Genomic DNA, 22,991 nt, shown 5'->3' with positions numbered 1-22,991 from the left:
AAAACAAAGAGTATTACAACTCCACGTGTTTTTGGCGTGGAGTTTTTAATTTCGGCAGATAGGATTTATATTATACTACACTGTAGTATTAAAAGATGTATTAAAAATCTGGAGGTGAATTCATTGAGTAAAGCTGCTATTGCTGCTAAAGAAAAACTTGTTGACGCATTTGCAGAAGAACTTAAGGAAGCAAAGGCAATTCTTGTTGTTGATTACTTAGGTTTAACTGTTGAAGAAGTTACTAATTTACGTAAAGAATTACGTGATTCTAACGTAAAGATGAAGGTCATCAAGAATACTTACTTAGAACGTGCTGCTAAAAAAGCTGGGATCGAAGGATTGGAAGATACTTTTGTAGGTCCAACTGCTGTTGTTTATACTGCTGATGCAGAGGATATTACAGAACCAGCTCGTATCGTTTCAAAATATGAAGACGATATTGATGCCTTATCAATTAAGGGTGGTATGCTCGAAGGTAAGGTTGCCAGCCAAGACGAAATCAAGAAGCTTGCTTCTATCCCAGGTCGCGAAGGTTTGCTTTCTATGTTACTTTCTGTATTACAAGCACCTGTTCGCAACGTGGCATATGCTGTTAAGGCTGTTGCTGATTCTAAGGACGAATAAGATAAATAGTCAAAAAATTAATTTATATTACGGAGGAAACTTATAATGGCTTTAGATACTGATAAGATTATTGAAGCTTTAAAAGATGCATCAATCCTTGAATTGAACGATTTAGTAAAAGCTATCGAAGATGAATTTGGCGTTTCAGCTGCTGCTCCAGTTGCAGCTGCAGGTGCTGCTGGTGGTGACGCTGGTAAGACTGAATTTGACGTTGAATTAACTGACGTTGGTCAAGAAAAAGTTAAGGTTATCAAGGTTGTACGTGACATCACTGGTCTTGGCCTTAAGGATTCTAAAGATCTTGTTGATGGTGCACCTAAGAACGTTAAGGAAGCTGTTTCTGAAGACGAAGCTAACGACATCAAGGCTAAGCTTGAAGAAGTTGGTGCTACTGTTACTGTTAAGTAATAGTCTCATTTATAAGATAAGCTCTTTGCCATTTGCAGAGAGCTTATTTTTTTATAAATTTAGAAAGTTGTAAAATGAAAAATACGAAAATAAAATTTAGTTTGTCCCGAAAAAATATTTATAACTGGGTAATAGCTTTTATTGCGATATTTTCCATTTTACTAATCGTATTAGATTATGCAGCGGTCATTAACTTAAATACGACGCATAGTAAATGGTTCTGGATAAATAATGCTTTATTAGCTATATTGGCAGTTGATTATTTTTGGCAGCTGTTTAGGTCAAAGAATAAAAAAGAGTATGTAAAAAATAATATTTTTGAATTACTCTCTATTTTACCAATTAGTTTAGTGTTTATCTGGATAAGAATGACAGAAGTTGGTTTTTTAATTCCAATTAGATTTTTGCGTCTAATTCGGTTAACTGGATTGATGGGAAGATTAAGAAAAATTTTTCATAATTCTGGTTTTTTATATGTGATTTACTTTTCACTGACTTTTTTACTGCTTGGTTCAATTGGAATTGCTCTTACAGAACATGTTTCTTTAGATGAGGCTTTTTGGTGGGCAATTTCAACAGCTTCTACAGTTGGCTACAGTGATGTTTCTTCTAAGAGTTTAGTTGCTCATACCTTAATTGGAAAATTTGTGACTTTAGTAATGATATTTTTAGGGATTGGAGTGATGGGAATCTTAACTTCAACTCTAACTACATACTTAGTAAAAAGGGATTCAAATAAAGAACTCTTATCAGATGATGATAGTATACGCTTGATTTTAAAAAAATTGGAAAACTTAGAACAGCAAAACGAAAATCTAGTTCGACAAAATCAAGAGATCCAGCAGGAACTTAATAATTTGAAGTCTGCACAGAATAAAGGTCCAGAAGGAATTGAAAAATTAGAAAAATGGTTTAAACATAGAAATCCAAAAAAATAAGATGGTTCGTGAGAACCATCTTTTTAATATAGTTTAAAGTATAAGTGTAAAATAATCCCAAAAATAAAGTAAAGCACGGATAAGCCAATAACTACCCAACCAGCAGTAATCCAAAATCTTGCCCAGGTTTGCTTACTAGTCTCTAATTCTTGACCAAATACTTTTGATTTTCCTTTAATGTTAAAGCCGATAATTAAAGCAATTATTCCAATAACTACAAGAACGATAAAAATTGGAAATGAAATATCCATAAAATTTCCCTTCTTACTAATTGTGATTGTTCAGTATAAACTGTTTCTTAGTTATTATACCATTTATTTCTATTAATTTATTTAATCCACATTTTGAAAAAAGAATAGTAAAATGTTAAATGAAAAGTAGAAAAGAGGACAAGTAATGGCTGAAAAAAATCAAATGTATTTTGCGACTAATCCGGATGCAAAACATGATGAAAGACAGGTACATTATAAAGTAGACAAAGTAGATTTAAAGTTCACAACTGATGCAGGAGTTTTTTCAAAACTTAGGATTGACTATGGGTCAGGAGTTTTAATTAAGGCAATGAAGGGAGTTCATTTTCCACCAGTTGGTATTTTGGATGTTGGGACAGGTTATGGGCCGATTGGATTATTTGCAGCGAAGTTTTGGCCGAATCAGACAGTAGATATGGTAGATGTAAACGAACGTGCTTTAGAATTAGCTAAGAGAAATGCAAAGATCAATCAATTGAATAATGTGAATATCTATTCTTCCAATGCTTATCATGAGATTGCAAGCGATAAGAAGTATGGATTAATTTGTACAAATCCACCAATTCGTGCAGGTAAAAAAGTAGTTGATGAAATTTTGGAAAATGCCAAAGATCATTTAGTAAAAGATGGGGTATTGCTTGTGATTATTCAAAAAAAGCAAGGAGCACCTAGTGCTAAAAAATTACTTGAAGCAACTTTTGGTAATTGTGAAATTTTAGCGCGTGATAAAGGATATTATTTGCTAAAGAGTATAAAAAATTAAACCTAATAGTAGCTTTTTTGAATAATAGTTGATATTATTAAAGCAAGAATTAAAATATACTATTTGTATAGGAGTATAGATATGAAAGCAATCAATATTATCTTAACCATTATTGTAGTTCTTGCAGCGATTGGTCTAACTGCCGTAGCTTTAAATAATAATGCACTATTCGGTATCACAGGCATAGCCTTTATCTATTTTATTGGAGCAGGAGCTTATTTTTTGAATTGTTACACTTTTCATCGCAAAGATTAGTAACTATTTTGCGACGGATTTCTCCCTGATTTGCTATAATTAACTAGAAGTGAGGGAAAAAAGTGCGTTCTAAAGAAGAAAAAGAAAAATTTATGCAACTGGCTTTTAAACAAGCGCAGCAAGCTCAAAGTCAAGGTGAGGTTCCGATTGGCGCAATTGTGGTTGATAAGGCTGGAAATGTAATAGGTGAAGGGTATAATCGGCGTGAGCTCGATGAAGATGCTACACAACATGCAGAATTGATTGCAATTAGGCAAGCCTGTGAAACTTTGGGTTCTTGGCGGCTAATTGATTGTAGCCTTTTTGTAACCCTTGAGCCATGTGCAATGTGTGCTGGAGCAATTATTAATGCTCGTTTAAAAGATGTTTATTATGGAGCATTTGATCCTAAGGCGGGAGCGGCTGGAAGTGTAATTGATCTCTTTAAAGTAGATAAGTTTAATCATCATCCACAAGTTTATGGTGGAATTTACCAGCCTTTAGCTGCTCAAATGTTAAAAGATTTTTTTAGGGCAATTCGAAAGAAGCAAAAAGTAAAAGATAGTGGAAATTTTTCTTAAAATAGAGTATTATTAAATACAGGCAATATCTGACCTCTGAATCGTGTCAGGACCGGAAGGTAGCAGCACTAAGGTTGCTTGGATATGTGCCTTTTTTTGAGACATTTGATCGCTCTTAACTCTTTTAAAGAGTTGAGAGCTTTTTAATTCGGTAAAGGAGTATATATGGCTTATCAAGCGCTTTATCGTAAGTGGCGACCACGTTTATTTGATGATGTAGTAGGCCAAGAAGCGATAACTGATACATTAAAAAATGCAATCAAGCGTGGCAAAGTGTCGCATGCCTTTTTATTTGGCGGTCCGCGAGGAACAGGAAAAACATCTTGTGCGAAAATTTTTGCAAAAGCTCTTAATTGTACGAATTTACAAGACGGAGAACCTTGTAATGAATGCGCTAATTGTATAGCAGCTGATCAAGGAGCAATGAATGATATTATTGAAATCGATGCTGCTTCGAATAATGGAGTAGATGAAATTCGTGATATTAGAGATAAAGTAAAGTATGCTCCAACGCAAGGAAAGTATAAAGTTTACATCATTGATGAGGTTCACATGTTGTCCATGGGTGCATTTAATGCCCTTTTAAAAACTTTGGAAGAACCTCCTGAGCATGTAGTCTTTATTTTAGCAACAACAGAATTGCAAAAAGTTCCCGCAACAATTATTTCAAGAACGCAGCGTTACAACTTTAAACGTATTTCGCAAATGGACTTAATTGCCCGAATGAAAGTAATTTTAAAAGCAGAAAATGTTTCTTATGATGAAAAGGCACTAAAAGTAATTGCACAAGTTGCAGATGGTGGAATGCGGGATAGTTTGAGTATTTTAGATCAAATTTTGTCCTATGACCAAGATCAAATTAAATATGAAGATACTTTAAAAATTACTGGCTTTGCAGCTCAAGAAAAGATTGAAACATTATTCTTACAGTTGATGCAGACGCACACAGAGGATTCCTTAAGCTTGATTAAAGAATTGCTTGCCAGCGGAGCAAGTAGTAAAAATATTTTAAATGAATTGATCGAATTGAGTGTGCAAGCTCTATTAACCAAAAAGGGTGATAAAAGTCATACTTATTTTTTAAATGATTTTGCTAGCTCACTAACTGAGATTCCAGAAGAAAAGTTTTTTAAATTAACAAAGTTAGCAAATGAAGCTTTGAATGATTTAAAGTATACTAATCAGCAAGCAATTCCACTTGATGTTTTTTCAGTTAAAATGACACATCAAGTAAAAGATTCTCCTCAACCTGGTGGAGAGGTTCCTAGTGAAGAATTAAGTGAGTTGCAAAATCAAATAAATAGTTTAACTAGACAAGTACAAAGCTTACTTCATAAATCTGCATTGAATCAAACAAAAAATAAAGATGAAGCTCCTAGGAGTGAAAAAACTGTTATGCCTCAGACAAATGGTGTAGCATATGATAATAAAGAAAAAATTTACCACGTTTTGATGAATGCAACAAAAAATGATTTGGTTAATATAAAGGAAAGCTGGAGTGATGTTCTTTCGACTTTCCCTAATAATAAACAAGCAATGGTAAAAATTCTTGAACCAGTAGCAGCAAGTAATCAAGAAGTAGTTTTGTCATGCAAATATGAATTATGGTTTAAATACACTAATAATGATGTAGAATTATTAGGAGAGCTGGAAGCCCAATTAGCTAAAATGACACAGCACAATTACAAGATTGTGTTAGTGGCTGCTAGGGATTGGCAAAAGGTAAGAGCTGACTTTTTGAGTAAGCACAAAGCTGAATTATTAAATAAGAATAACTCAGAACGACAAACGCCAAAAAGTAATCCAGTTGTAGATAAGGCACAAGAATTATTTGGTGACTTGGTTAATATTAAAGATTAAAGGAGATTTAAAATGGGAAAAAGACCTAATTTTGGTGGAATGGGAAACATGGGAAACATGCAAAACCTAATTAAACAAGCCAAAAAAATGCAAAAGCAAATGGCTGAAGAACAAGCAAATTTATCTACTCAAGAATTTGTGGGTAAATCAGCTGATGATATGGTAGTGGCCACTTTTAGTGGGGATCGTAAGTTAAAAGATATCAAGATTGAAGCTGAAGCAATTGATCCTGAAGATCCAGATATGTTACAAGATTTAATTATTGATGCTGTGAATAAAGGTATTCAAGCAGTAGAAGATGCTACTCAAGCTTCAATGGGAAAATATACTAAAGGACTGATGTAGGAATGCAATATCCTTTGCCAATTACACGTTTAATTGAAAACTATATGAAATTACCAGGAATTGGTGAAAAGACAGCAACTAGACTTGCTTTTTATACATTAGATATGAATAAAAAAGATGTAGAAGATTTTTCTAAATCTTTGGAAGCTGTAAAAAAAGAAATTCATTCATGTTCAATTTGTGGCAATATTACGCAACAAGATCCTTGTGAAATTTGTACAAATGCTAATCGAGATCAATCAACAATTATGGTTGTAGAACAACCTAAAGATGTGATGGCTTTTGAAGAAATGGGCGAATATAGTGGGTTGTACCATGTTCTTCATGGGGTGCTTTCACCAATGGATGGAGTAGGACCAGAAGAAATTAATATCAAGTCTTTAATAAAGAGATTACAAAAAAATGATCAAGTTAAAGAAGTAATTTTGGCGCTCAATTCTACTCCTGAAGGTGAAGCAACTAGTATGTATATTGGAAAATTATTAAAGCCAGCAGGCATTAAAATTACTCGCTTAGCAGCAGGGTTAGCGGTAGGAAGCGATATTGAATATGCAAACTCAATAACACTAAAAAGAGCGGTTCAGGGGAGAACTATCCTATGAGAGAAAAAATTGATATCAAAAAAGTTGGGGATGGTCGATTAATTGCAACAGTTACTAGATTGCAACGACAAATTGCAATGCAAAAAACATTTGAACCGACAACCTTAGATTTGTCTACCGACAACCGGATTGCAGACAAGATTTTACATGCAAAGTATAATTTTTTATATAATGAAGCTAGAAGAAGACATACAGCTTCAAGTAATTCAGATAGTGTAATTACTCAGTAATTAGTTTTATTTAGAGAAAAATTTATACCTAGAGATGAATTGATGAGATAAACCTTAAAAGTTAGCTACTTTTGAGGTTTTTTTCATAACAAAAATTACAATATTGGAATATTATTTGTTGTCTTTTTTAATAAAAAGACAAAAATGTAAAAATTAGTGTAACTAAAAAGTCCATATTTACGGGATATAATCGAACTTTATATATTAAGTTTGTGCTAGAAGGGGTAAAAATAACAAAAAGTGATATAATAAAATAAAAAATAATGGAAAGTAGAAAAAAGAAGGAAAGTTTGGATTATGAAGCACAAGCAAGATGCTAATTTTAAAAATAAACTAAATGGGAAGCAAGAAAGTTTCAGTTTGCGTAAGTATACAGTTGGATTATGCAGCGTATTACTTGGAACCACTTTTTTTGTAATGGGGAATGGAAATATAGTTCATGCGGAAACAGTAGCACCAGATTCGTCTACTGCAGTTGTAGAAAGTAATGCAAAGCCGGTTTCTAAAGAAAGTACTAAAGAAGATCAAGATACTTCTTTAAATAGTGAAGAAACTACTTCTCAAGAAACAAATTTGAAAAGTACCGGCGAAACTAATGAAAAAGTAAATCAAGTTGCTACGCAAGAAAAAGGTGAAGAGGTTACTGAACAAAATAATCAATCTAAGACTGAAACTGGCTTGACTAGTTCACCTTTATACACTGAACAAAATCAAGTACCTGAGTTAAACCTGAATGAGTTATTTACGCAAGAACAATTAGCTCAGTATGGTGATGATGCAAGTATAGCTTGGACAGAAAAGCCGGATGTTTCTAAGATTGGGAATACAAATGGTACAGCTAAGTTAACCTATGAAGATATGGATGCTGATACTCCCATGGCTAAGGATGTCATGGTAGACGTTCCAGTTTTAGTAAGAAAAGCAGAACAAGAAGTTAAAGAAAATCAAGTAAAAAATAGTCTAAATATTATCAACACCGATAATAATTCATTAGTTGCGCATTATGAATGGGTTGGTGATAAGGCTAAGAACGAAGATGAAGAGGAATCTCTTGCAAATAGGGATGCTGTTGAAAGCAATTTTAACACTACGATTGAAGGATTAGGATTTGAGTTGGATGATGAGTCAGAGTTTCCAGAAGACTTAATGAGCTTTGGTACTGCAAACAAAGTTGCAACAGTATTCGTTCATCCAATTAGTGAAACTCCAATTATTAGTGACGCTCCCTACTTTGAAAATGGAGAGGGCGATAGCACTATTGATAATATAGATACCATCCCCAGTGCATCCAGTTATATTGGTAATTTAGGCGCTTTGCCTGTAGGTACGACCATTGAATGGAAAGTTGCTCCAACATATGATTACACCAAAGATGAAGATGGCGATTATGTCAATCCTGAACCGACAAATGATCCAAGTATTAAGGTTACTATTCCAGGCAAAGATCCAATTATTTTAGATAGTAACTTATATGGTGATTCTTTAAAAGAAATTGCAACTTTACCAGCTGATGGCAATGATACCTTACTATTAAAGTCAGATAATGAATTAAAGCTTGGTGCAAGTGTAGACAATGATCCAAGTACTTATGTGACTAATTTAGATTCATTTATTAAAAATTACCTTGAAAATTCGGGTGAAGAAGTAAACGCTGATAATATTCAAAACTTTAAAGATTCATTTAAGTGGACTATTTTACCTAACACTGAGCAAGCTGGTTATACTTTTGGTGTCTTCGATTATAATGATGGTAATGTTGGAAATTTGATTTTATTCAAAGTAAATCCAAATAAAGTGGAGAATTCTAAGAATATCACTAGAACGATTACTTTTGAAGGATTACCAAAAGATATTACTCCAAAGAGTGAATCCCAAATTGTAACTTTTACTCAAGATGGTAATCAAACTTATGTTGATGAACCTATTGCGTATAAGAGTAATAATCCTGTTTGGGAAGAATATTCTGTGCCAGAAGTAAAAGGCTATACACCAGATAAAGTTAAAGTTCCATTGAAAGCAGTAAAATTTAACGATAAAAATGATAATGTCGTTATTACCTACACTGCGAATGAACATACTAGAAAGATTAACTTTGTAGATCCAACTGATAAGACAGTTGGAACTCAAACTGTAAGTGGTAAAACAGGTACAAGTGTAACTCTTGGAAACAATAGTGGTGATACTCCATTGAATATTCCAAGTGGTTACGAAATTGTACCAAATACTGAAGTACCAACTAACGTTCCATTTAACGCAGATAATAAAGATAATGGTGATATTACTGTTCACGTACAAGCAAAGGTTGATACAGTAGATGGACGTCATGATAAGAGTAATAGTGATTACCGTCAAGTAACAAGAACTATTACTGTAAATATAGAAGGTCAAAAGCCACAAGTAGTAACGCAAACGCTTGACTTCTACAGAACTAAGTCAACTAATGAAGTAACCGGTGAAGTGACATACACTGACTGGACTTCAAATATGACTGATAATTCAATCAGTTTCCCAGAAGTAGAAATTCCAAGTGCTGGTGGATACACTAGAACCATCACTGGTGGTGAAATCACTACTAAGGATGGTAAAGACTACGTAGCTTCAGCTAATGGTTTATCTGATGGAAGTCCAGTGAATAACGTTGTAGTTACTGTCAACTACACTAAGGCAGAACAAACAGCTACAATCAAGTTTGTCAACAACGCTGATCATAATGATGTTGTAAGTACCCAAAAAGTACCAGGAGAAATTGGTGAAACTATCCCAGTAACACTTCAAGTACCAGCTAACTGGCAAGTAGTTGGTGGACAACAAGTACCAAGTTCATTCACATTTGGATCAACCCCACTTAAGGACACGATTGTTTACGTAGAACATGCAACTAAGGATCCAAGTCAAGCAGATAAAGTGAACAAGACTGTAACTAGAACTATTAATTATGTGAATCCAGTAACTAATAAGATAGAAACTTACAAGATTGAATCAGTAACACTTCATAGAACTGCTACTGAAGACTTAGTAACAGGAGAAGTAACTTACAGTGCTTGGAACACAAAAGATGCTAAGTTTGATGCAGTAACAGCCCCAGAAATTGCAGGTTACACAGTAACTAATCCAGATGCGGCTTCAGAAGTAGCAGTAACAGGAAATACTAGTGATTCAACAGTAACCTTTACTTACACTGCCAATGACCATACTCAAGTAATTAATTACGTCGATCCAGCTGGTAAGATAATTAAGACTTACAAGGTGAATGGTAAGACGAATGAGACTGTTCTTACTAATATCCAAAGTAATGTACCAGAAGGATGGGTGATTACGAATAAGACAGTTCCAGATAAAATTACATTTGGTTCAAATAATCCAGCACCAATTATTATTTACGTGGAAAAAGAGGTAAAACCGACTATAGATTCTGGTAAGAATATTCCAGCGCCTGAAGTTAACCCAGATACCTCAACTCCAGCGACTAAAGATAGTGGAAATCCAGTAACCCCACAAATTCCTCAAACTAGTCAACCAACTATTTCCACTAAACCAGTTCCTAATCCAATTGTTGTTCCTACTGGGAAACTTCCAGAAGCTTCTACTGGAATTAAGAATAAAACTGATTTTCCCAAGGGTACTAAGTACACTTGGAAGAAGACCCCAGAGACTGCCGAAGCTGGAAAAATAACAGGAACAGTGGTAGTAACTTATCCAAATGGTGAAACTCTTGAAGTGCCAGTTATTATTACTGTTGCGCCCCATGCTAAAGACACCAAAGGAGAATCAAAAGTTCATAGAACACCTGCTAAATTACGTAAAACTTATACCACCCGTCGGGAAACTTCTCGCTATCTTGGTAATTCTCTTTCTGTAAAAGAAAAGAAACGATTTGATCAGAGAAATCTTTCTAAAGGAAAAAATAACCAGGCTAAAGTTTTACCACAAACTGGTAATCAAGCAAATAAAGCAAGTGTTTTAGGGTTAATGATTGCTAGTGTAGGTGCAATTTTAGGACTAGCTGTAAGTAAGAAACAAAGAAAATAAAACTTACTGGATATAATTAAGTTCATAATATTAATGAAATTTGCTCGAAAATTTAAATTTTTTGGGCTTTTTCTTTTCTTCTTAAACTTAGTTAAAACAAACACTGTCATTAATTTAGATTTTCCAGTACAATGCAAAGTGGAGGAAATTATTCATGCAAGGATACTTAATTACAGTTGAAGGCCCTGATGGTGCCGGTAAGACTACTGTCTTAAACGAAATTATTAAAAGAATTTCGCCCAAATTAAAATACCCATATTTAGTTACAAGAGAACCAGGTGGATCTCAAATCTCAGAAAACATACGTAAAATCATTTTGGATCCTCATAATAATGAAATGGATGCAACTACCGAAGCACTTTTATATGCGGCTTCGCGTAGTCAACATGTTCACGAGGTGCTATTACCAGCTTTAAAGAAAGGAAAAATTATTTTTTCTGATCGTTTTGTAGATAGTTCTTTAGCTTATCAAGGAATGGGAAGAAAACTAGGAATTGATGAAGTGAAATTAATTAATGATTTTGCTACAGAACATTTAGAACCACAGCTAACATTATTTTTAGATATTAAGCCAGAAGATGGCTTGGCTAGGATAAAGAAAGAACGACCTGATCAAGAAGACCGATTGGAACAAGAAAAATTAAGTTTTCATGAGCAAGTGTACCAAGGTTATCAAGAGGTACTTAAAAAGTATCCGGCAAGAATGCATCGCATTGATGCCAACCAAAAGCTTGATGATGTAGTACAAAATAGCATTGAAGTAATTCAAAATAACTTACCAGAAATTTTTAAATAAAATGATTAATTTAAAAAATATTGGAAAACAAGAAGCAGAGTTTTTAAAAAAAGCTTTTGAACATAATAAGGTTGCCCATGCTTATCTTTTTGAAGATACAATTCAAACGCAAGCTCTTGAAACAGCTTATTGGTTCGCATGCTTGTTTAATTGTGAAGCCGTCCAAAAACCAGATGGAACTTGTGATGAATGTCGAAGAATTTTAACAGAAAACAATCCTGATATTTTTCGTGTTAAACTAGAAGGTGGAAAACAATCAATTTCTATTGATCAAATAAGACCTTTAAAAGAAGAACTGGCAAAAAGTTCTCGTAAAGGAAAGATGAGATTTTTCATAATTGAAAATGCAGAAAAAATGACTTTGGCTGCTAATAATGCTTTACTTAACTTGTTAGAAGAACCAGGTGCACCAGTAGTTACAATTTTAATAACTAATAATGCCAATGCAATTTTACCAACAGTACGTTCAAGAACCCAGATCATTAAATTTAATGATGAACAAGGTGATAGTATTCAAGCAAAGTTGCTGGAGTATGGTTTAACTAAAGAGGAAATCGAAGAAGCTGGAGATTGGAGTAAAGTAGCACAAGAAGTAAAATATTTGTATCAAGAGTTAATGGAAAAAAATGATTTGGCTTTTGTAAGGGCACAGAGACTTAGTTCTGGTGCATCTAAGATAAGCATTCAAAAAATTATTCTCTATCAATTAAAGCAATTAGCAATTGATAATTTAGAAAAATCTGTTAATCTAGTTAAAAATGCTGAATTATTAGATGCATTAGTAGAAATTGATAAAATGAGAGCAAGTAATGTTAGTTTTACAAATGCTCTTAGTTATTTGGCAATAAAGTTTGAAGCATAGGGGTACGAAAAAATTGGATCCTTTTTCACAATTATCACAATTACATGACAAGTTAGATGAAATGTCTGAGACTGTTACTGGTTTAAAGGGTGATATCCTAGATATTTTAAAAGAAAATACAGAGTTAAGAGTTGAGAACCAACTTTTAAGAGAAAAATTAGATAAGTTAAATAAAAATAAACCTGAACCAGCTGAAGTCCATTCTCAAGAAGGACTAGCAGCAGTGCGCAATATTTATAAATCTGGTTATCATATTTGTAATACATACTATGGATTACATCATGATGAAAATGAAGATTGTATGCTTTGTCTAAGTATCTTAGATGGCGGTAGCGGGACTAGTAACTCAAAGACGCAGAAAGGATAGTTAGATGCAAAAGCAAAGTAGCTTTAAAAACAATAAAGTGGGTACCTTATTCTTAGTACCGACTCCAATTGGTAACCTAGAAGATATTACTTTACGTGCTAAAAGAATTCTTGCAGAAAGTGATTACATAGCTGCTGAAGACACAAGAACAAGCGGAATTTTGCTTGAAAAGATTGGTGTTCATAATCATATGATTTCTTTTCATAAGTTTAATTCCAAAAGTCGAGCACCTGAATTAATTGCGTTGCTTAAAGAAGGAAAAAATATTGCAGAAATTTCAGATGCAGGAATGCCGGTAATTTCTGATCCTGGATATTATTTGGTGCAAGAATGTATCAAGAATGATATCCCAGTTGTTTCATTACCTGGCCCATCTGCATTTGCGACTGCTTTAATTGCTTCTGGTTTTGATGCTCAACCATTTACCTATTGGGGGTTTATGCCACGCAAGGCTAGTGAACAAGTACCATTTTTTGAAAAAATGAAGGAGTTCAGAGGGACTTCAATTTTTTATGAAGCTCCACACAGACTTAAGAAGACCTTAAAAACTTTAGCAACTGTCTTAGAACCAAGTAGAGAAATTGCTTTAGCGCGTGAATTAACTAAAATTCATGAAGAATATCTTCGCGGAACTATTCAAGAGATTAATGAATACTTTGAAGAAAATGATCCTCGGGGTGAGTATGTAGTACTTGTTTCTCCGAATTCTGAAAAAGAAGAGACATTGTCATGGGATGAGTTAATTCAGAAGGTTAAAGATTTAGTAGCTGATAGTATTTCTAAAAAAGATGCTATTAAGCAAGTGGCTAAACAGTACCATGTTTCAAAAAATGAATTGTATGACAAATATCATCAAGGATAACTTATGGATACATTTGATTTAGAAAAGACGATTAGTTTTAGTAATTGTGATGAGCAAGGTCGCTTAAAATTAACGGCCTTGGTAGATTATATGATGGAAACTTCTAACACCCAATTAAATTTAAAAAGAGCTGGTGTAGAAGACTTAGGAGAAAAAGGCCTAGGTTGGGTAGTATTAGATTATGATTTTAATATTAAATCTTTGCCCAAAGCTGATGAAAAAGTGATCTTTTCAACACAAGCAAGTGGATATAACCGCTTCTTTGTTTACCGTGACTTTAGTGTCAAAAACATGAAGGGTGAAACTTTGCTTAATGTTAAAAGTCAGTGGATAATGTTTGATTTAAAGAAAAGAAAAATGGTTCCACCTGACAAAGATATTATTGATCGTTTTGATGGCTTAGAAGAAAAGACTGTCCGTTTCAAAAGAGCTCGTTCTCTAAAAGAAGTTAGCACTAAGGACACTTATCAAGTAAAATACTATGATCTTGATACCAATCATCATGTAACAAATAGTAAGTATTTTGAGTGGTTGATTGATAGTTTAGAAAGAGATTTTTTAAATACTCACTTACCAAGTCACTTAAATATTACTTTTAAAAGAGAAATTTATGATGATGAAGTAGTAGAGATAGAGAAATTTATTGATCGCGAAAAATTAGAGACACATCATGAAATTAAAGTTGGCGATGAAGTGGCAGCCTTAGCCAAAATAAGCTGGAAGAATTTAAAATAATTTAAAAGGAATGTGATGCCTGTGAAAATAAAAAATAAAAAGATTAATTTACAATCTTTAGTATTTTTAGCATTATTAGTAGCAATCAATATCGTCTTACAAAAAATTTCTTTTGGACCAGCTACCTTAAAGGTAGGATTAGGGTTTATTGGAAATATAATGCTAGGATACTATTTTGGGCCAATTTGGGGCGGCTTTGGTGCTTTGATAAGTGATTTACTTTCATCTGCTATTTTTGGAGTTGAAGGTGGCTTTTTTCCAGGGTTCACTTTATCGGCAGTTTTAGCAGTGGTGATTTATGGGTTATTTTTATACCATCAGCCTGTTAAATTATGGCGAATTGCAATTGCCACCATTTTAGTAACCATCATTGTAAATATTTTGTTAAACACATATTGGCTCCATCTTTTATATGGAATTAATTTGAAACTAGCATTTTTGCAACGAATTGCGAAGGAATTAATCGTCCCTTGGCTTCAGATTGCAATTGGATATATTATTTTACAAGCATTACAACGAGTAAAAATTAATAGATACTTTAAATAAGGAAAACTTAATGAAAATTTTGAGTATAACTACTGCTACTAATCATTTAAGTGTTGCATTAGTGGTAGATGGAAAATTAATAGCTGAAAAAAATGAAGAAGATAATCGAAATCATAGTGAACATTTGGATCCGTTAATTTCTGAATTATTAAAAGAAAATAACCTTTCATTAAAAGATATTGATCGGTTTGCAGTTGCTCAAGGCCCAGGCTCATATACTGGTCTTAGGATTGGAATTACAACTGCGAAGATGTTTGCGACAATTTTAAATAAAGAACTTGTAGGGGTTTCAACTTTAGCAGCTTTGGCTAACGGAATTGATGAAGAAAATGTGATTATTGTTCCTGAAATAGATGCGCGAAATAATAATTTCTTTGCAGGTGCTTATCTAAAAAGTGGAGGGACATTAAAGAATGTTGTTCCAGATGGACATTATTCTTTAGAGGATTTAATAAAACAGCTTAAGAAGCTGAAGTTGACTAAGAAAGTTATTTTTGTGGGCAGTAATATTGAGACCTATTTAGATAAAATAATGCAAGTCTGGAAAGAAATTGAACCAGTTCAATTAGCTGGAGATTTAAATCAAGTTCATGCAGCTCAAGTGGGTTTTCTTGGACAAACAGCTAGTCTTGTTGATCCAGATAAGATGATTCCCAAGTATTTAAGAAGAACTCAAGCTGAAATGCAATGGCATGAGAAAACTGGACAAGATTATGGGTTAGATAGTGATTATGTGGAAGAAGTTTAATAAGTTTTTTCATGCTCCAACTTTGGATTTATCATTTGCCCCCTTTGCTTTTACTTGTAATCAAAAGGTAATGCAAGTAATGCCAGCAAAATTAACTGATATTTCAGAATTAATTAAATTAGAAAAAGAAATTTACACCGGAAAAACTCCGTGGAATAAAGAGTCGTTTGAGTCAGAGTTAAAAAAAGAGACAAATACTTTATATATTGTTGTTTATTATCAGGCAATGTTAGTTGCTTTTATCGGGATGCGTCTGCAAGGGCAAGAAGGGCACATTACAAATATTGGAGTTAAGCCGGCTTTTCAAAGGTTAGGAATTGGTAGTTTATTATTACGAGTAATGACACAAATTGCTTGTAAAAATCATGCTGTTCAAATGACTTTGGAAGTGCGGACAGATAATTTAAAAGCTCAGCAAATGTATCGTAGATTTGGATTTGTACCAAATTTTATTAGAAAAAATTATTATCTCCAAGAGAAAAAAGATGCGTTGAGCATGATAAAGCAATTGAGAATACAAGAACAGGAAAAAGTAAATTGACAAAAAAAGATGTACGAATTTTAGCTTTTGAAAGTTCATGTGATGAAACTTCAACAGCAGTAATAAAAAATGGACGTGAAATTGAAAGTTTAGTAACTGCTACTCAGATTAAGAGTCATCAGCGTTTTGGGGGAGTAGTTCCTGAAGTGGCAAGTCGCCATCATATTGAAGTAATTACCCAGATTACTAAAGAAGCCATGCAAAAGGCTAATGCTGACTGGAAAGATATTGATGCAATTGCTGTAACATATGGCCCAGGATTAGTAGGAGCTTTATTAATTGGGGTTAGCGCTGCAAAGGCAACCTCAATGGCTACAGGAATTCCTCTAATTGGAGTTGACCACATTATGGGCCACATTATGGCTGCACAGCTAAAGGATGAAATAGAATATCCTGCTTTAGCACTCCAAGTATCAGGTGGTCATACAGAATTGGTTTTAATGAAAAGTCCAACTGACTTCGAAATAATTGGTGATACACGTGATGATGCAGCTGGAGAAGCTTATGATAAAATTGGTCGTGTTTTAGGAGTAAATTATCCAGCAGGTAAAACAATTGATAAATGGGCACATCAAGGAAAAGATACATTTAATTTTCCGCGTGCCATGATGGAAGAAGATAATTATGATTTTTCTTTTTCTGGGTTAAAGAGTGCCTTTATTAATACGACTCACCATGCAGAACAAATTGGCCAAGAATTAGATAAATATGATTTGGCTGCAAGTTTTCAAGCAGCAGTGGTTGATGTATTAACAGCTAAGACAATTAGAGCGATTAAGGAATACCAACCAAAGACATTTATTTTAGGTGGTGGAGTAGCTGCCAATCAGGGGTTACGTGAACGCTTAGAGAAAGAAATTGCAAAATTTTCAGAAAAGCAAAGACCTAAAGTAATTATGCCAGATTTAAAATTATGCGGTGATAATGCGGCTATGATTGGAGCAGCTGCTTATAATTTATATCAAAATAATAAATTTAGCGATGAAACTTTAAATGCTAATCCATCACTTGAGCTACCTTATGCAAGTGAAATGTTAAATTAAAAGAGGGTTCGAAGATTAATTCTTCAAACCCTCTTTTTATACTTAAATAATTATTAATGGATTAAATGAGCAATAATTGGTAAAATCCAAATCCAAAAAATCGAACTCACTGCAAAAACTACAGTTGAAACTGCGACGGAGCTAGCACCTTCTTTAACGTAAATATTATAACGACTAGAAATAATAATTCCAGAAAATGCAGGTGGAAGTCCAGTAGCTAAGGCTAACATAGAAATTTTATTAGGTTCAAATCCCATTCCAATGATATAAGCAAAAGCTACGATGATTGCAGGTGTTAAAAACAGACGAAAGAAAGTATTCCAAATAACTTCTTTGTTAACTGAAAATTTAACCGTAGATAAGGCTAATCCAGCTGCTAAAACAGCAACTCCCGCATTAGCCTTAGCAATCAAATCGAAAGTCGGAGCCCAAGAGTCCGGAATCCGGATACCAATTAAGACTAAGATAACAGCAAGTAGTGGTGCAGCAGCAACTGGCTTTTTTACTGCATTGATGACAGCTCTAAGAGTTGGATTTAAAGAGTGCTTTTCAGGCTTTTTACTATTGCTATCAGCTTTTGCAATATCAATTTCGTGTTCATTTGCTTTGGGGCCAAGAGCTTTTGCTTCAGCTGGAGTAATTGGAGCATCTTTAGCAATTGTTCTTATTTCTTCTTTGTAAGTAGTATTTTTTCCTTTTCCAATTGGAACCTTAATTTTAACAGTTGTTGCGGGCGTATTTTCGGTCTTGATTTTCTTTTTGGTTAAAGCTTGCCCTTTGTTAATTAAAGCAAGTCCTAAAGGAATGGTAACGGCATTAACTACAATTGAAACAATTCCAATTACTAAGTTAGTAGTTACATCATTTCCATAAATAGGATCAAGTACGGCAAATCCTAAAAAACCAATTGTTGGTGAGCCTGCAATTAGAGCACAAACAGCAGCTTGTTGAATGGTGCGGTGAAAAAGTAAGCGATCTAGATAATAACTGAGCATGAATAACCCAACTACGCCAACAATTGAGACAATTGTTAAACGAATATCTTGAACGAACATTGAGCGGGTAGCTTTTACAATTGAAATAAATAAGGCAGCAGGTAAAGCAATATCTAAGACTAATTTGTTTAACCCTTGTCGTTGGTCATTATCAAAAAAGTAAAATTTTCCGCAAATATACCCTAAAATCATAATAATTAGAATAGGTACAATATCATCAATTAAGATTTTTGTCATAATATAACCTCTACAATTAAACTACTTCTAAAACTAAGAATAAAATTTTAAAAAATCAAGTTCAAATAAAAAGAATTATTTTAGAAAAATTAAAATTTGAAGTTTTATTATTTGAAAAAATTTTTGAAAAAAATTATAACATAATTAAACTAGATAGATTGCAGTATGGAGGTAAAGAGATGACTGAGAGTTCTCTTAATAGGACTGGTGCCAATATTTTAGTAAAAGCACTTCAAGCTAATGGCATAAACAATGTTTATGGAATTGTTGGGATTCCAGTAACAGATTTGGCTCGTTTAATGGAATTACGAGGAATGAAGTACTTTGGCTTTAGACGTGAAGATTCTGCAGTTGATGCCGCAGCGGCAGCTGGTTTTTTAACTAAAAAACCTGGCGTAGCTTTAACAGTATCTGCTCCTGGATTCTTAAATGGTTTGACGGCTTTAGCTCAAGCAACTAAGAACTGTTTTCCATTAATTATGATTTCAGGATCTTCTGAAAGACATATTATTGATTTATCTCAAGGAGATTATGAAGGATTAGATCAATATAATGCCGCTAAACCATTTTGTAAAAAGGCATACCGAGTAGATCGTGCGCAAGATGTTGGTTTAGCCGTTGCTCGTGCAGTTCGAACAGCCGTATCCGGTCGCCCTGGTGGTGTTTATTTAGATTTACCTGCTGACACTATTACTCAATTAAATAATGCTCCAGATCAAGTAGACATGGGGATTTTTACTCCAGTTGATCCCGCTCCCTTGCAAGAACCAAGTGATGCTGCCGTGCAAAGAGCAGTAGATTTAATTAAATCTGCTAAAAGGCCATTAATGATTATTGGTAAGGGTGCTGCTTATGATCGGGCTGAAAAGCAATTGCAAGAATTAGTAGCTGCAACTGATATTCCATTTTTGCCAATGTCAATGGCAAAAGGTGTAATTCCAGATGATAGTAAGCATTCAGCTGCCGCAGCTCGTTCACTTTCATTAAAGAACGCTGATGTAGTTATCTTAGTAGGTGCACGTTTGAATTGGATGCTTTCATATGGTGATGCACCAGAATTTAATCCAGATGCTAAGTTTATTCAGTTGGATATTGATGCAACTCAATTTGATTCATCGCAAAAAATTGATGCCCCATTGCAAGGGGATATTCAGTCAATTTTAAATAAGTTAGTACCAGCAGTTAAAGCAACCAACTATAAGGTGGATTCAGCTTGGCTTGATGCTATTGCAGCCGATACTGCTAAAAATGATAAAAAGTTTGCTACTCGAATTGCTAATGGTAAGGTAAAACCAGAATTTGGTTATTATGCTGCCATTGATCCAATTAAAGAATATTTTGAGGCGCATCCCGATACTTATCTTGTAAGTGAAGGTGCCAATACTTTAGATATAGGTCGTGACATGATTGGCATGCAACTTCCTCGTCACCGTTTAGATACTGGTACTTGGGGTGTAATGGGCGTTGGTATGGGTTATGCTATTGCCGCTGCAATTGAAACTGGAAAGCCAGTCGTCGCTCTTGAAGGTGATAGTGCTTTTGGTTTTGATGGTATGGAAATAGAAACGATTTGTCGTTATAAGCTCCCAATTACTGTCGTCATTCTTAATAATGGGGGGATATATAATGGGATTGGTCAAGTTGTACCAAATCAATTAGGTCCAACTACTCTTGATCCCAAAGGTAGATATGACTTATTAGCAAAGGCTTTTGGCGGAGATAACTACTTTGTAGAAAACTATCAACAAATGAAAGATACTTTTGCTAAAGCAGTCGAATCAGGGAAACCAAATATTATTAATGCCCAACTTGATCCAGCGATGGGTAAAGAATCTGGCCATATTGGTAATTTAAATCCTAAGTTAGATTTAGCTCCACTTGAAGCAGCAGAAAAGGAGAAGGAAAATGACTAACGAACCAAATAACAAAAATATTGAAAATGAAACTAATGAATATGCACCCTTAAAAGGAATTAAAGTTGTTGATTGGACACAAGTTCAATCAGGTCCTTCATGTACACAATTATTGGCCTGGCTTGGTGCAGAAGTTATTAAGATTGAACGTACTAATACTGGTGATCCAACTAGAAATGAATTGCTAGACATTGCGGATTCTTGGAGTGTTTACTTCTTACAATTAAATGCTAATAAGAAGTCATTAACTTTGGATATTAAAGCACCAGAAGGAAAGAAGATTATGTATGATCTTTTAAAGGATGCTGATATCTTTGTTGAAAATATTAAACCAGGTGCTGCTGAAAAAGCGGGTTATGGTTGGGAAAAGCTTCATAAATTGAATCCAAGATTAATTTATGCTTCCTTGAAAGGTTTTAATCAAGGTTCACGTTTTGCTAATGTAAAAGCTTTTGAACCTGTTGCTCAATCTGCTGGTGGTTCAGCTACTTCAACTGGTTGGAATACTGGTAAATATAATGTTCCTACTCAATCAGCCGCTGCTCTCGGGGACTCAAACTCAGGGATGCATTTAACAATTGGTATTTTGGCAGCCTTACTTCAAAGAGAACATACTGGTGAAGGTACCTTTGTTTACCAATCAATGCAAGATGCAGTTTTGAATTTGACTCGGATTAAGTTACGTGATCAAATTATGCTTGATAATTTAGGTGCGCTTCCTCACTACGCTGTTTATCCAAATTGGAAGTGGGGAAAGGCTATTCCTCGTTCTGAAAATACTGAAGGTGGACAGGTTATCGGTTGGACTTATAAAGCTAAAGGTTGGGAAACTGATCCAAATGCTTATGTTTACATCGTGGTTCAAAATAGCAATAAGAGTTGGGAAACTATCGCAAAGACCATGGGACACCCAGAATGGATTACTGACCCAAGATTCAGTGATTGGGAGCATCGACAATTACACAAGCAAGAATTGTATCCATTAATTGAATCTTACACTAAGAATTATGATAAATTTGAATTAACCAAGAAATTGGGTGAAGTTGGTATTCCTGTTGGTCCTGTCCTTGATTGGTATGAACTTGAAAATGATCCTGACTTAAATTCAGATGGTACTATTGTAACGATTGATCAAGGTGGTAACCGTGGTAAGTTTAAGACGATTGGGATGCCATTTACCTTATCAAATTACAAGCCAGTTTATAGTGCCGCACCAAATTTAGGTGAAAATAATAAAGAAATTTTATCTTCACTTGGTTATGATCCTGACCAAATTGAAGAATTAGTAGAAAAGGGAGTAATTTCTAAAGAAAAAGCTCCATCCAACCCAAGAACTCAAGTTATTAAAGGTGAAGAATAAAATAAGTACTATGCTTGGAAAACTTATACTTATAGGAATTCCTCTAGACGACATTTAGAAGTCTATAAAATGGAGTATAAAAAATTTTATGAAAAAAAGTAGTATAAAAGTATTCTTAAGTAGTATTTTTGTTTTTTCATGTTTCTTTTTTACTAGTTGGGCAAGCTGTATGGTTATGATAGAAATTAAATCACATCTTTCAGTAACTAATCATATAATTCTAGGAATTTTTAGTTTAATTTGGGGGATAATAGGTCTCTATAAGCTTATAAAAGAAAATTAAGGATGGAAGTAATTTGTTCTATCTAAAGACTCAAGTTATTAAAAGTGAAGAATAAAAAGGATAGTTATATGCTAATAAATAGACTTAAACTTTTGTTTGAGTCTATTTATTTTGTTACGCTAAGAGAATTAAGCAAGATAAAAGGAGGACTTAGAAAATGAAAAAGAATTATGAAGTAAGAAGGGTAAATACTAAAGATCTTAAAGATTTACAAAAAATCTCTCGTTTAACTTTTGCGCAAACTTTTGGCGCAGATAATAGTGAAGCAGACTTAAATAAGTACTTGGATGAAGCATATGCATCAGAAAAATTAACCCATGAACTTGAAAATCCTAATAACAAATTTTATTTCATCGTAGTTAGTAATGAAGTGGCAGGATATTTAAAGGTTAATGAGTTTGATGCTCAAACAGAAGACGTAGATGCAAATGCTTTGGAAGTTGAAAGAATATATTTAGATAATAAGTTTCAACACCAGGGCTTAGGTTTAGCATTAATTCAACTAGCTGAAAAAATTGCCTATGATAAAAAGAAAAATAAGATGTGGCTTGGTGTTTGGGAAAAGAACTACAATGCTCAAAAATTTTATGAAAAGGATGGATTTGAGAGATTTAGCCAACATACTTTTGTGGTAGGGGATGATAAACAAACCGATTACATTTTAGTAAAAAACTTAAATAGCTGATTTTTGCTAATTTGGAGATTATTAATAATTTATATTTTTTAGAGGCTAAATATAAGTTAAATTAATAAAATATTGTTATAAACCATAACATTTTAAACTTAAGCTTTTTATATTGTTCGGAATTCGCTTGACGACTATTCTATAAATTGTTAA

25 protein-coding genes, 1 other RNA gene and 1 other annotated feature (1 of these 27 cut by a window edge) are annotated in these 22,991 nt (G+C 33.8%); of the genes, 24 read left to right on the top strand and 2 right to left on the bottom strand.

Annotation, left to right across the window (positions count from 1 at the left end; all coding sequences use genetic code 11):
• Positions 1-58 (top strand) — a sequence feature (ribosomal protein L10 leader region) (it extends 64 nt beyond the left edge of the window).
• A gap of 65 nt (positions 59-123) precedes the next feature.
• From rplJ to FP435_RS06535, 3 genes are all read left to right on the top strand, one after another.
• On the top strand, positions 124-624 hold the full coding sequence (gene rplJ / locus FP435_RS06545; protein WP_265483416.1) for a 50S ribosomal protein L10: 501 nt from the start codon (positions 124-126) through the stop codon (positions 622-624).
• Positions 625-669: 45 nt separating this feature from the next.
• Entirely contained in the window at positions 670-1,032 is a 363-nt protein-coding gene (gene rplL, locus FP435_RS06540; RefSeq protein WP_265483415.1) for a 50S ribosomal protein L7/L12, read from the top strand.
• A gap of 74 nt (positions 1,033-1,106) precedes the next feature.
• Positions 1,107-1,970 carry an ion channel gene (locus FP435_RS06535; RefSeq protein ID WP_265483413.1) on the top strand — a complete coding sequence of 288 codons (864 nt, stop codon included), beginning with the start codon at positions 1,107-1,109 and terminating at the stop codon, positions 1,968-1,970.
• A 23-nt stretch (positions 1,971-1,993) separates the two neighbouring features.
• On the opposite strand, the gene FP435_RS06530 is transcribed toward FP435_RS06535, so the two are convergent.
• Positions 1,994-2,221: a hypothetical protein gene (locus FP435_RS06530; RefSeq protein WP_265483411.1), complete on the bottom strand. Its 228-nt coding sequence runs from the start codon at positions 2,219-2,221 to the stop codon at positions 1,994-1,996.
• Between the two features lie 145 nt (positions 2,222-2,366).
• Between FP435_RS06530 and FP435_RS06525 the strand changes: the two genes are divergently transcribed.
• The 18 genes from FP435_RS06525 (at position 2,367) to tsaD (ending at position 17,365) form a co-directional block, all read left to right on the top strand.
• Entirely contained in the window at positions 2,367-2,984 is a 618-nt protein-coding gene (locus FP435_RS06525) for a class I SAM-dependent methyltransferase (protein ID WP_265483410.1), read from the top strand.
• An 81-nt stretch (positions 2,985-3,065) separates the two neighbouring features.
• Positions 3,066-3,239 (top strand): hypothetical protein, encoded by a 174-nt coding sequence (locus tag FP435_RS06520; protein ID WP_265483408.1) that lies wholly within the window; start codon positions 3,066-3,068, stop codon positions 3,237-3,239.
• A 62-nt stretch (positions 3,240-3,301) separates the two neighbouring features.
• On the top strand, positions 3,302-3,799 hold the full coding sequence (gene tadA, locus FP435_RS06515; protein ID WP_265483406.1) for a tRNA adenosine(34) deaminase TadA: 498 nt from the start codon (positions 3,302-3,304) through the stop codon (positions 3,797-3,799).
• A gap of 9 nt (positions 3,800-3,808) precedes the next feature.
• An RNA gene (gene ffs, locus FP435_RS06510) (signal recognition particle sRNA small type) lies at positions 3,809-3,905 on the top strand.
• A 59-nt stretch (positions 3,906-3,964) separates the two neighbouring features.
• Entirely contained in the window at positions 3,965-5,659 is a 1,695-nt protein-coding gene (dnaX, locus tag FP435_RS06505) for a DNA polymerase III subunit gamma/tau (protein ID WP_265483404.1), read from the top strand.
• A 12-nt stretch (positions 5,660-5,671) separates the two neighbouring features.
• Complete coding sequence (locus FP435_RS06500) at positions 5,672-6,004, top strand: YbaB/EbfC family nucleoid-associated protein (protein ID WP_265483402.1); 333 nt, start codon at positions 5,672-5,674, stop codon at positions 6,002-6,004.
• 2 nt (positions 6,005-6,006) lie between these two features.
• Positions 6,007-6,606 (top strand): recombination mediator RecR, encoded by a 600-nt coding sequence (gene recR / locus FP435_RS06495; protein ID WP_265483401.1) that lies wholly within the window; start codon positions 6,007-6,009, stop codon positions 6,604-6,606.
• Complete coding sequence (locus tag FP435_RS06490; protein ID WP_265483399.1) at positions 6,603-6,836, top strand: YaaL family protein; 234 nt, start codon at positions 6,603-6,605, stop codon at positions 6,834-6,836. Before recR ends, FP435_RS06490 begins: the two co-directional genes overlap by 4 nt.
• 297 nt (positions 6,837-7,133) lie before the next feature.
• Complete coding sequence (locus tag FP435_RS06485) at positions 7,134-10,865, top strand: mucin-binding protein (protein ID WP_265483397.1); 3,732 nt, start codon at positions 7,134-7,136, stop codon at positions 10,863-10,865.
• A gap of 154 nt (positions 10,866-11,019) precedes the next feature.
• The gene (gene tmk / locus FP435_RS06480; RefSeq protein WP_265483395.1) at positions 11,020-11,661 is read left to right on the top strand and encodes a dTMP kinase; all 642 of its coding nucleotides are present in this window, start codon (positions 11,020-11,022) and stop codon (positions 11,659-11,661) included.
• A 1-nt stretch (position 11,662) separates the two neighbouring features.
• The gene (locus FP435_RS06475; protein WP_265483394.1) at positions 11,663-12,523 is read left to right on the top strand and encodes a DNA polymerase III subunit; all 861 of its coding nucleotides are present in this window, start codon (positions 11,663-11,665) and stop codon (positions 12,521-12,523) included.
• Between the two features lie 13 nt (positions 12,524-12,536).
• Complete coding sequence (gene yabA / locus FP435_RS06470; protein WP_265483392.1) at positions 12,537-12,890, top strand: DNA replication initiation control protein YabA; 354 nt, start codon at positions 12,537-12,539, stop codon at positions 12,888-12,890.
• Positions 12,891-12,894: 4 nt separating this feature from the next.
• Positions 12,895-13,752 (top strand): 16S rRNA (cytidine(1402)-2'-O)-methyltransferase, encoded by an 858-nt coding sequence (gene rsmI, locus FP435_RS06465; RefSeq protein ID WP_265483391.1) that lies wholly within the window; start codon positions 12,895-12,897, stop codon positions 13,750-13,752.
• Between the two features lie 3 nt (positions 13,753-13,755).
• On the top strand, positions 13,756-14,487 hold the full coding sequence (locus tag FP435_RS06460) for an acyl-[acyl-carrier-protein] thioesterase (protein WP_265483390.1): 732 nt from the start codon (positions 13,756-13,758) through the stop codon (positions 14,485-14,487).
• A gap of 15 nt (positions 14,488-14,502) precedes the next feature.
• Positions 14,503-15,033 (top strand): folate family ECF transporter S component, encoded by a 531-nt coding sequence (locus FP435_RS06455; RefSeq protein WP_265483388.1) that lies wholly within the window; start codon positions 14,503-14,505, stop codon positions 15,031-15,033.
• 10 nt (positions 15,034-15,043) lie between these two features.
• Entirely contained in the window at positions 15,044-15,781 is a 738-nt protein-coding gene (gene tsaB / locus FP435_RS06450; protein WP_265483386.1) for a tRNA (adenosine(37)-N6)-threonylcarbamoyltransferase complex dimerization subunit type 1 TsaB, read from the top strand.
• Positions 15,765-16,322 (top strand): ribosomal protein S18-alanine N-acetyltransferase, encoded by a 558-nt coding sequence (gene rimI / locus FP435_RS06445; RefSeq protein WP_265484648.1) that lies wholly within the window; start codon positions 15,765-15,767, stop codon positions 16,320-16,322. Before tsaB ends, rimI begins: the two co-directional genes overlap by 17 nt.
• Entirely contained in the window at positions 16,319-17,365 is a 1,047-nt protein-coding gene (gene tsaD / locus FP435_RS06440) for a tRNA (adenosine(37)-N6)-threonylcarbamoyltransferase complex transferase subunit TsaD (RefSeq protein WP_265483385.1), read from the top strand. Before rimI ends, tsaD begins: the two co-directional genes overlap by 4 nt.
• A gap of 53 nt (positions 17,366-17,418) precedes the next feature.
• Here tsaD and FP435_RS06435 read toward each other — a convergent pair whose 3' ends face one another.
• Positions 17,419-18,597, bottom strand: a complete 1,179-nt coding sequence (locus FP435_RS06435; protein ID WP_265483383.1) for an AEC family transporter — start codon at positions 18,595-18,597, stop codon at positions 17,419-17,421.
• Between the two features lie 179 nt (positions 18,598-18,776).
• Here FP435_RS06435 and oxc point away from each other — a divergent pair, with 179 nt between their 5' ends.
• The 3 genes from oxc to FP435_RS06420 all read left to right on the top strand — a co-directional run bounded on the left by oxc (position 18,777) and on the right by FP435_RS06420 (position 22,838).
• Positions 18,777-20,510 carry an oxalyl-CoA decarboxylase gene (gene oxc, locus FP435_RS06430; protein WP_265483381.1) on the top strand — a complete coding sequence of 578 codons (1,734 nt, stop codon included), beginning with the start codon at positions 18,777-18,779 and terminating at the stop codon, positions 20,508-20,510.
• Positions 20,503-21,870: a formyl-CoA transferase gene (gene frc, locus FP435_RS06425; RefSeq protein WP_265483379.1), complete on the top strand. Its 1,368-nt coding sequence runs from the start codon at positions 20,503-20,505 to the stop codon at positions 21,868-21,870. Before oxc ends, frc begins: the two co-directional genes overlap by 8 nt.
• A gap of 440 nt (positions 21,871-22,310) precedes the next feature.
• Positions 22,311-22,838 (top strand): GNAT family N-acetyltransferase, encoded by a 528-nt coding sequence (locus FP435_RS06420; protein WP_265483378.1) that lies wholly within the window; start codon positions 22,311-22,313, stop codon positions 22,836-22,838.
• The last annotated feature ends 153 nt before the right edge of the window (positions 22,839-22,991 follow it).

Origin of the sequence: Lactobacillus sp. PV037, assembly GCF_014522345.1 — a bacterium.
Lineage (GTDB): Bacteria > Bacillota > Bacilli > Lactobacillales > Lactobacillaceae > Lactobacillus.
This window is presented reverse-complemented; position numbering and strand designations above follow the sequence as displayed.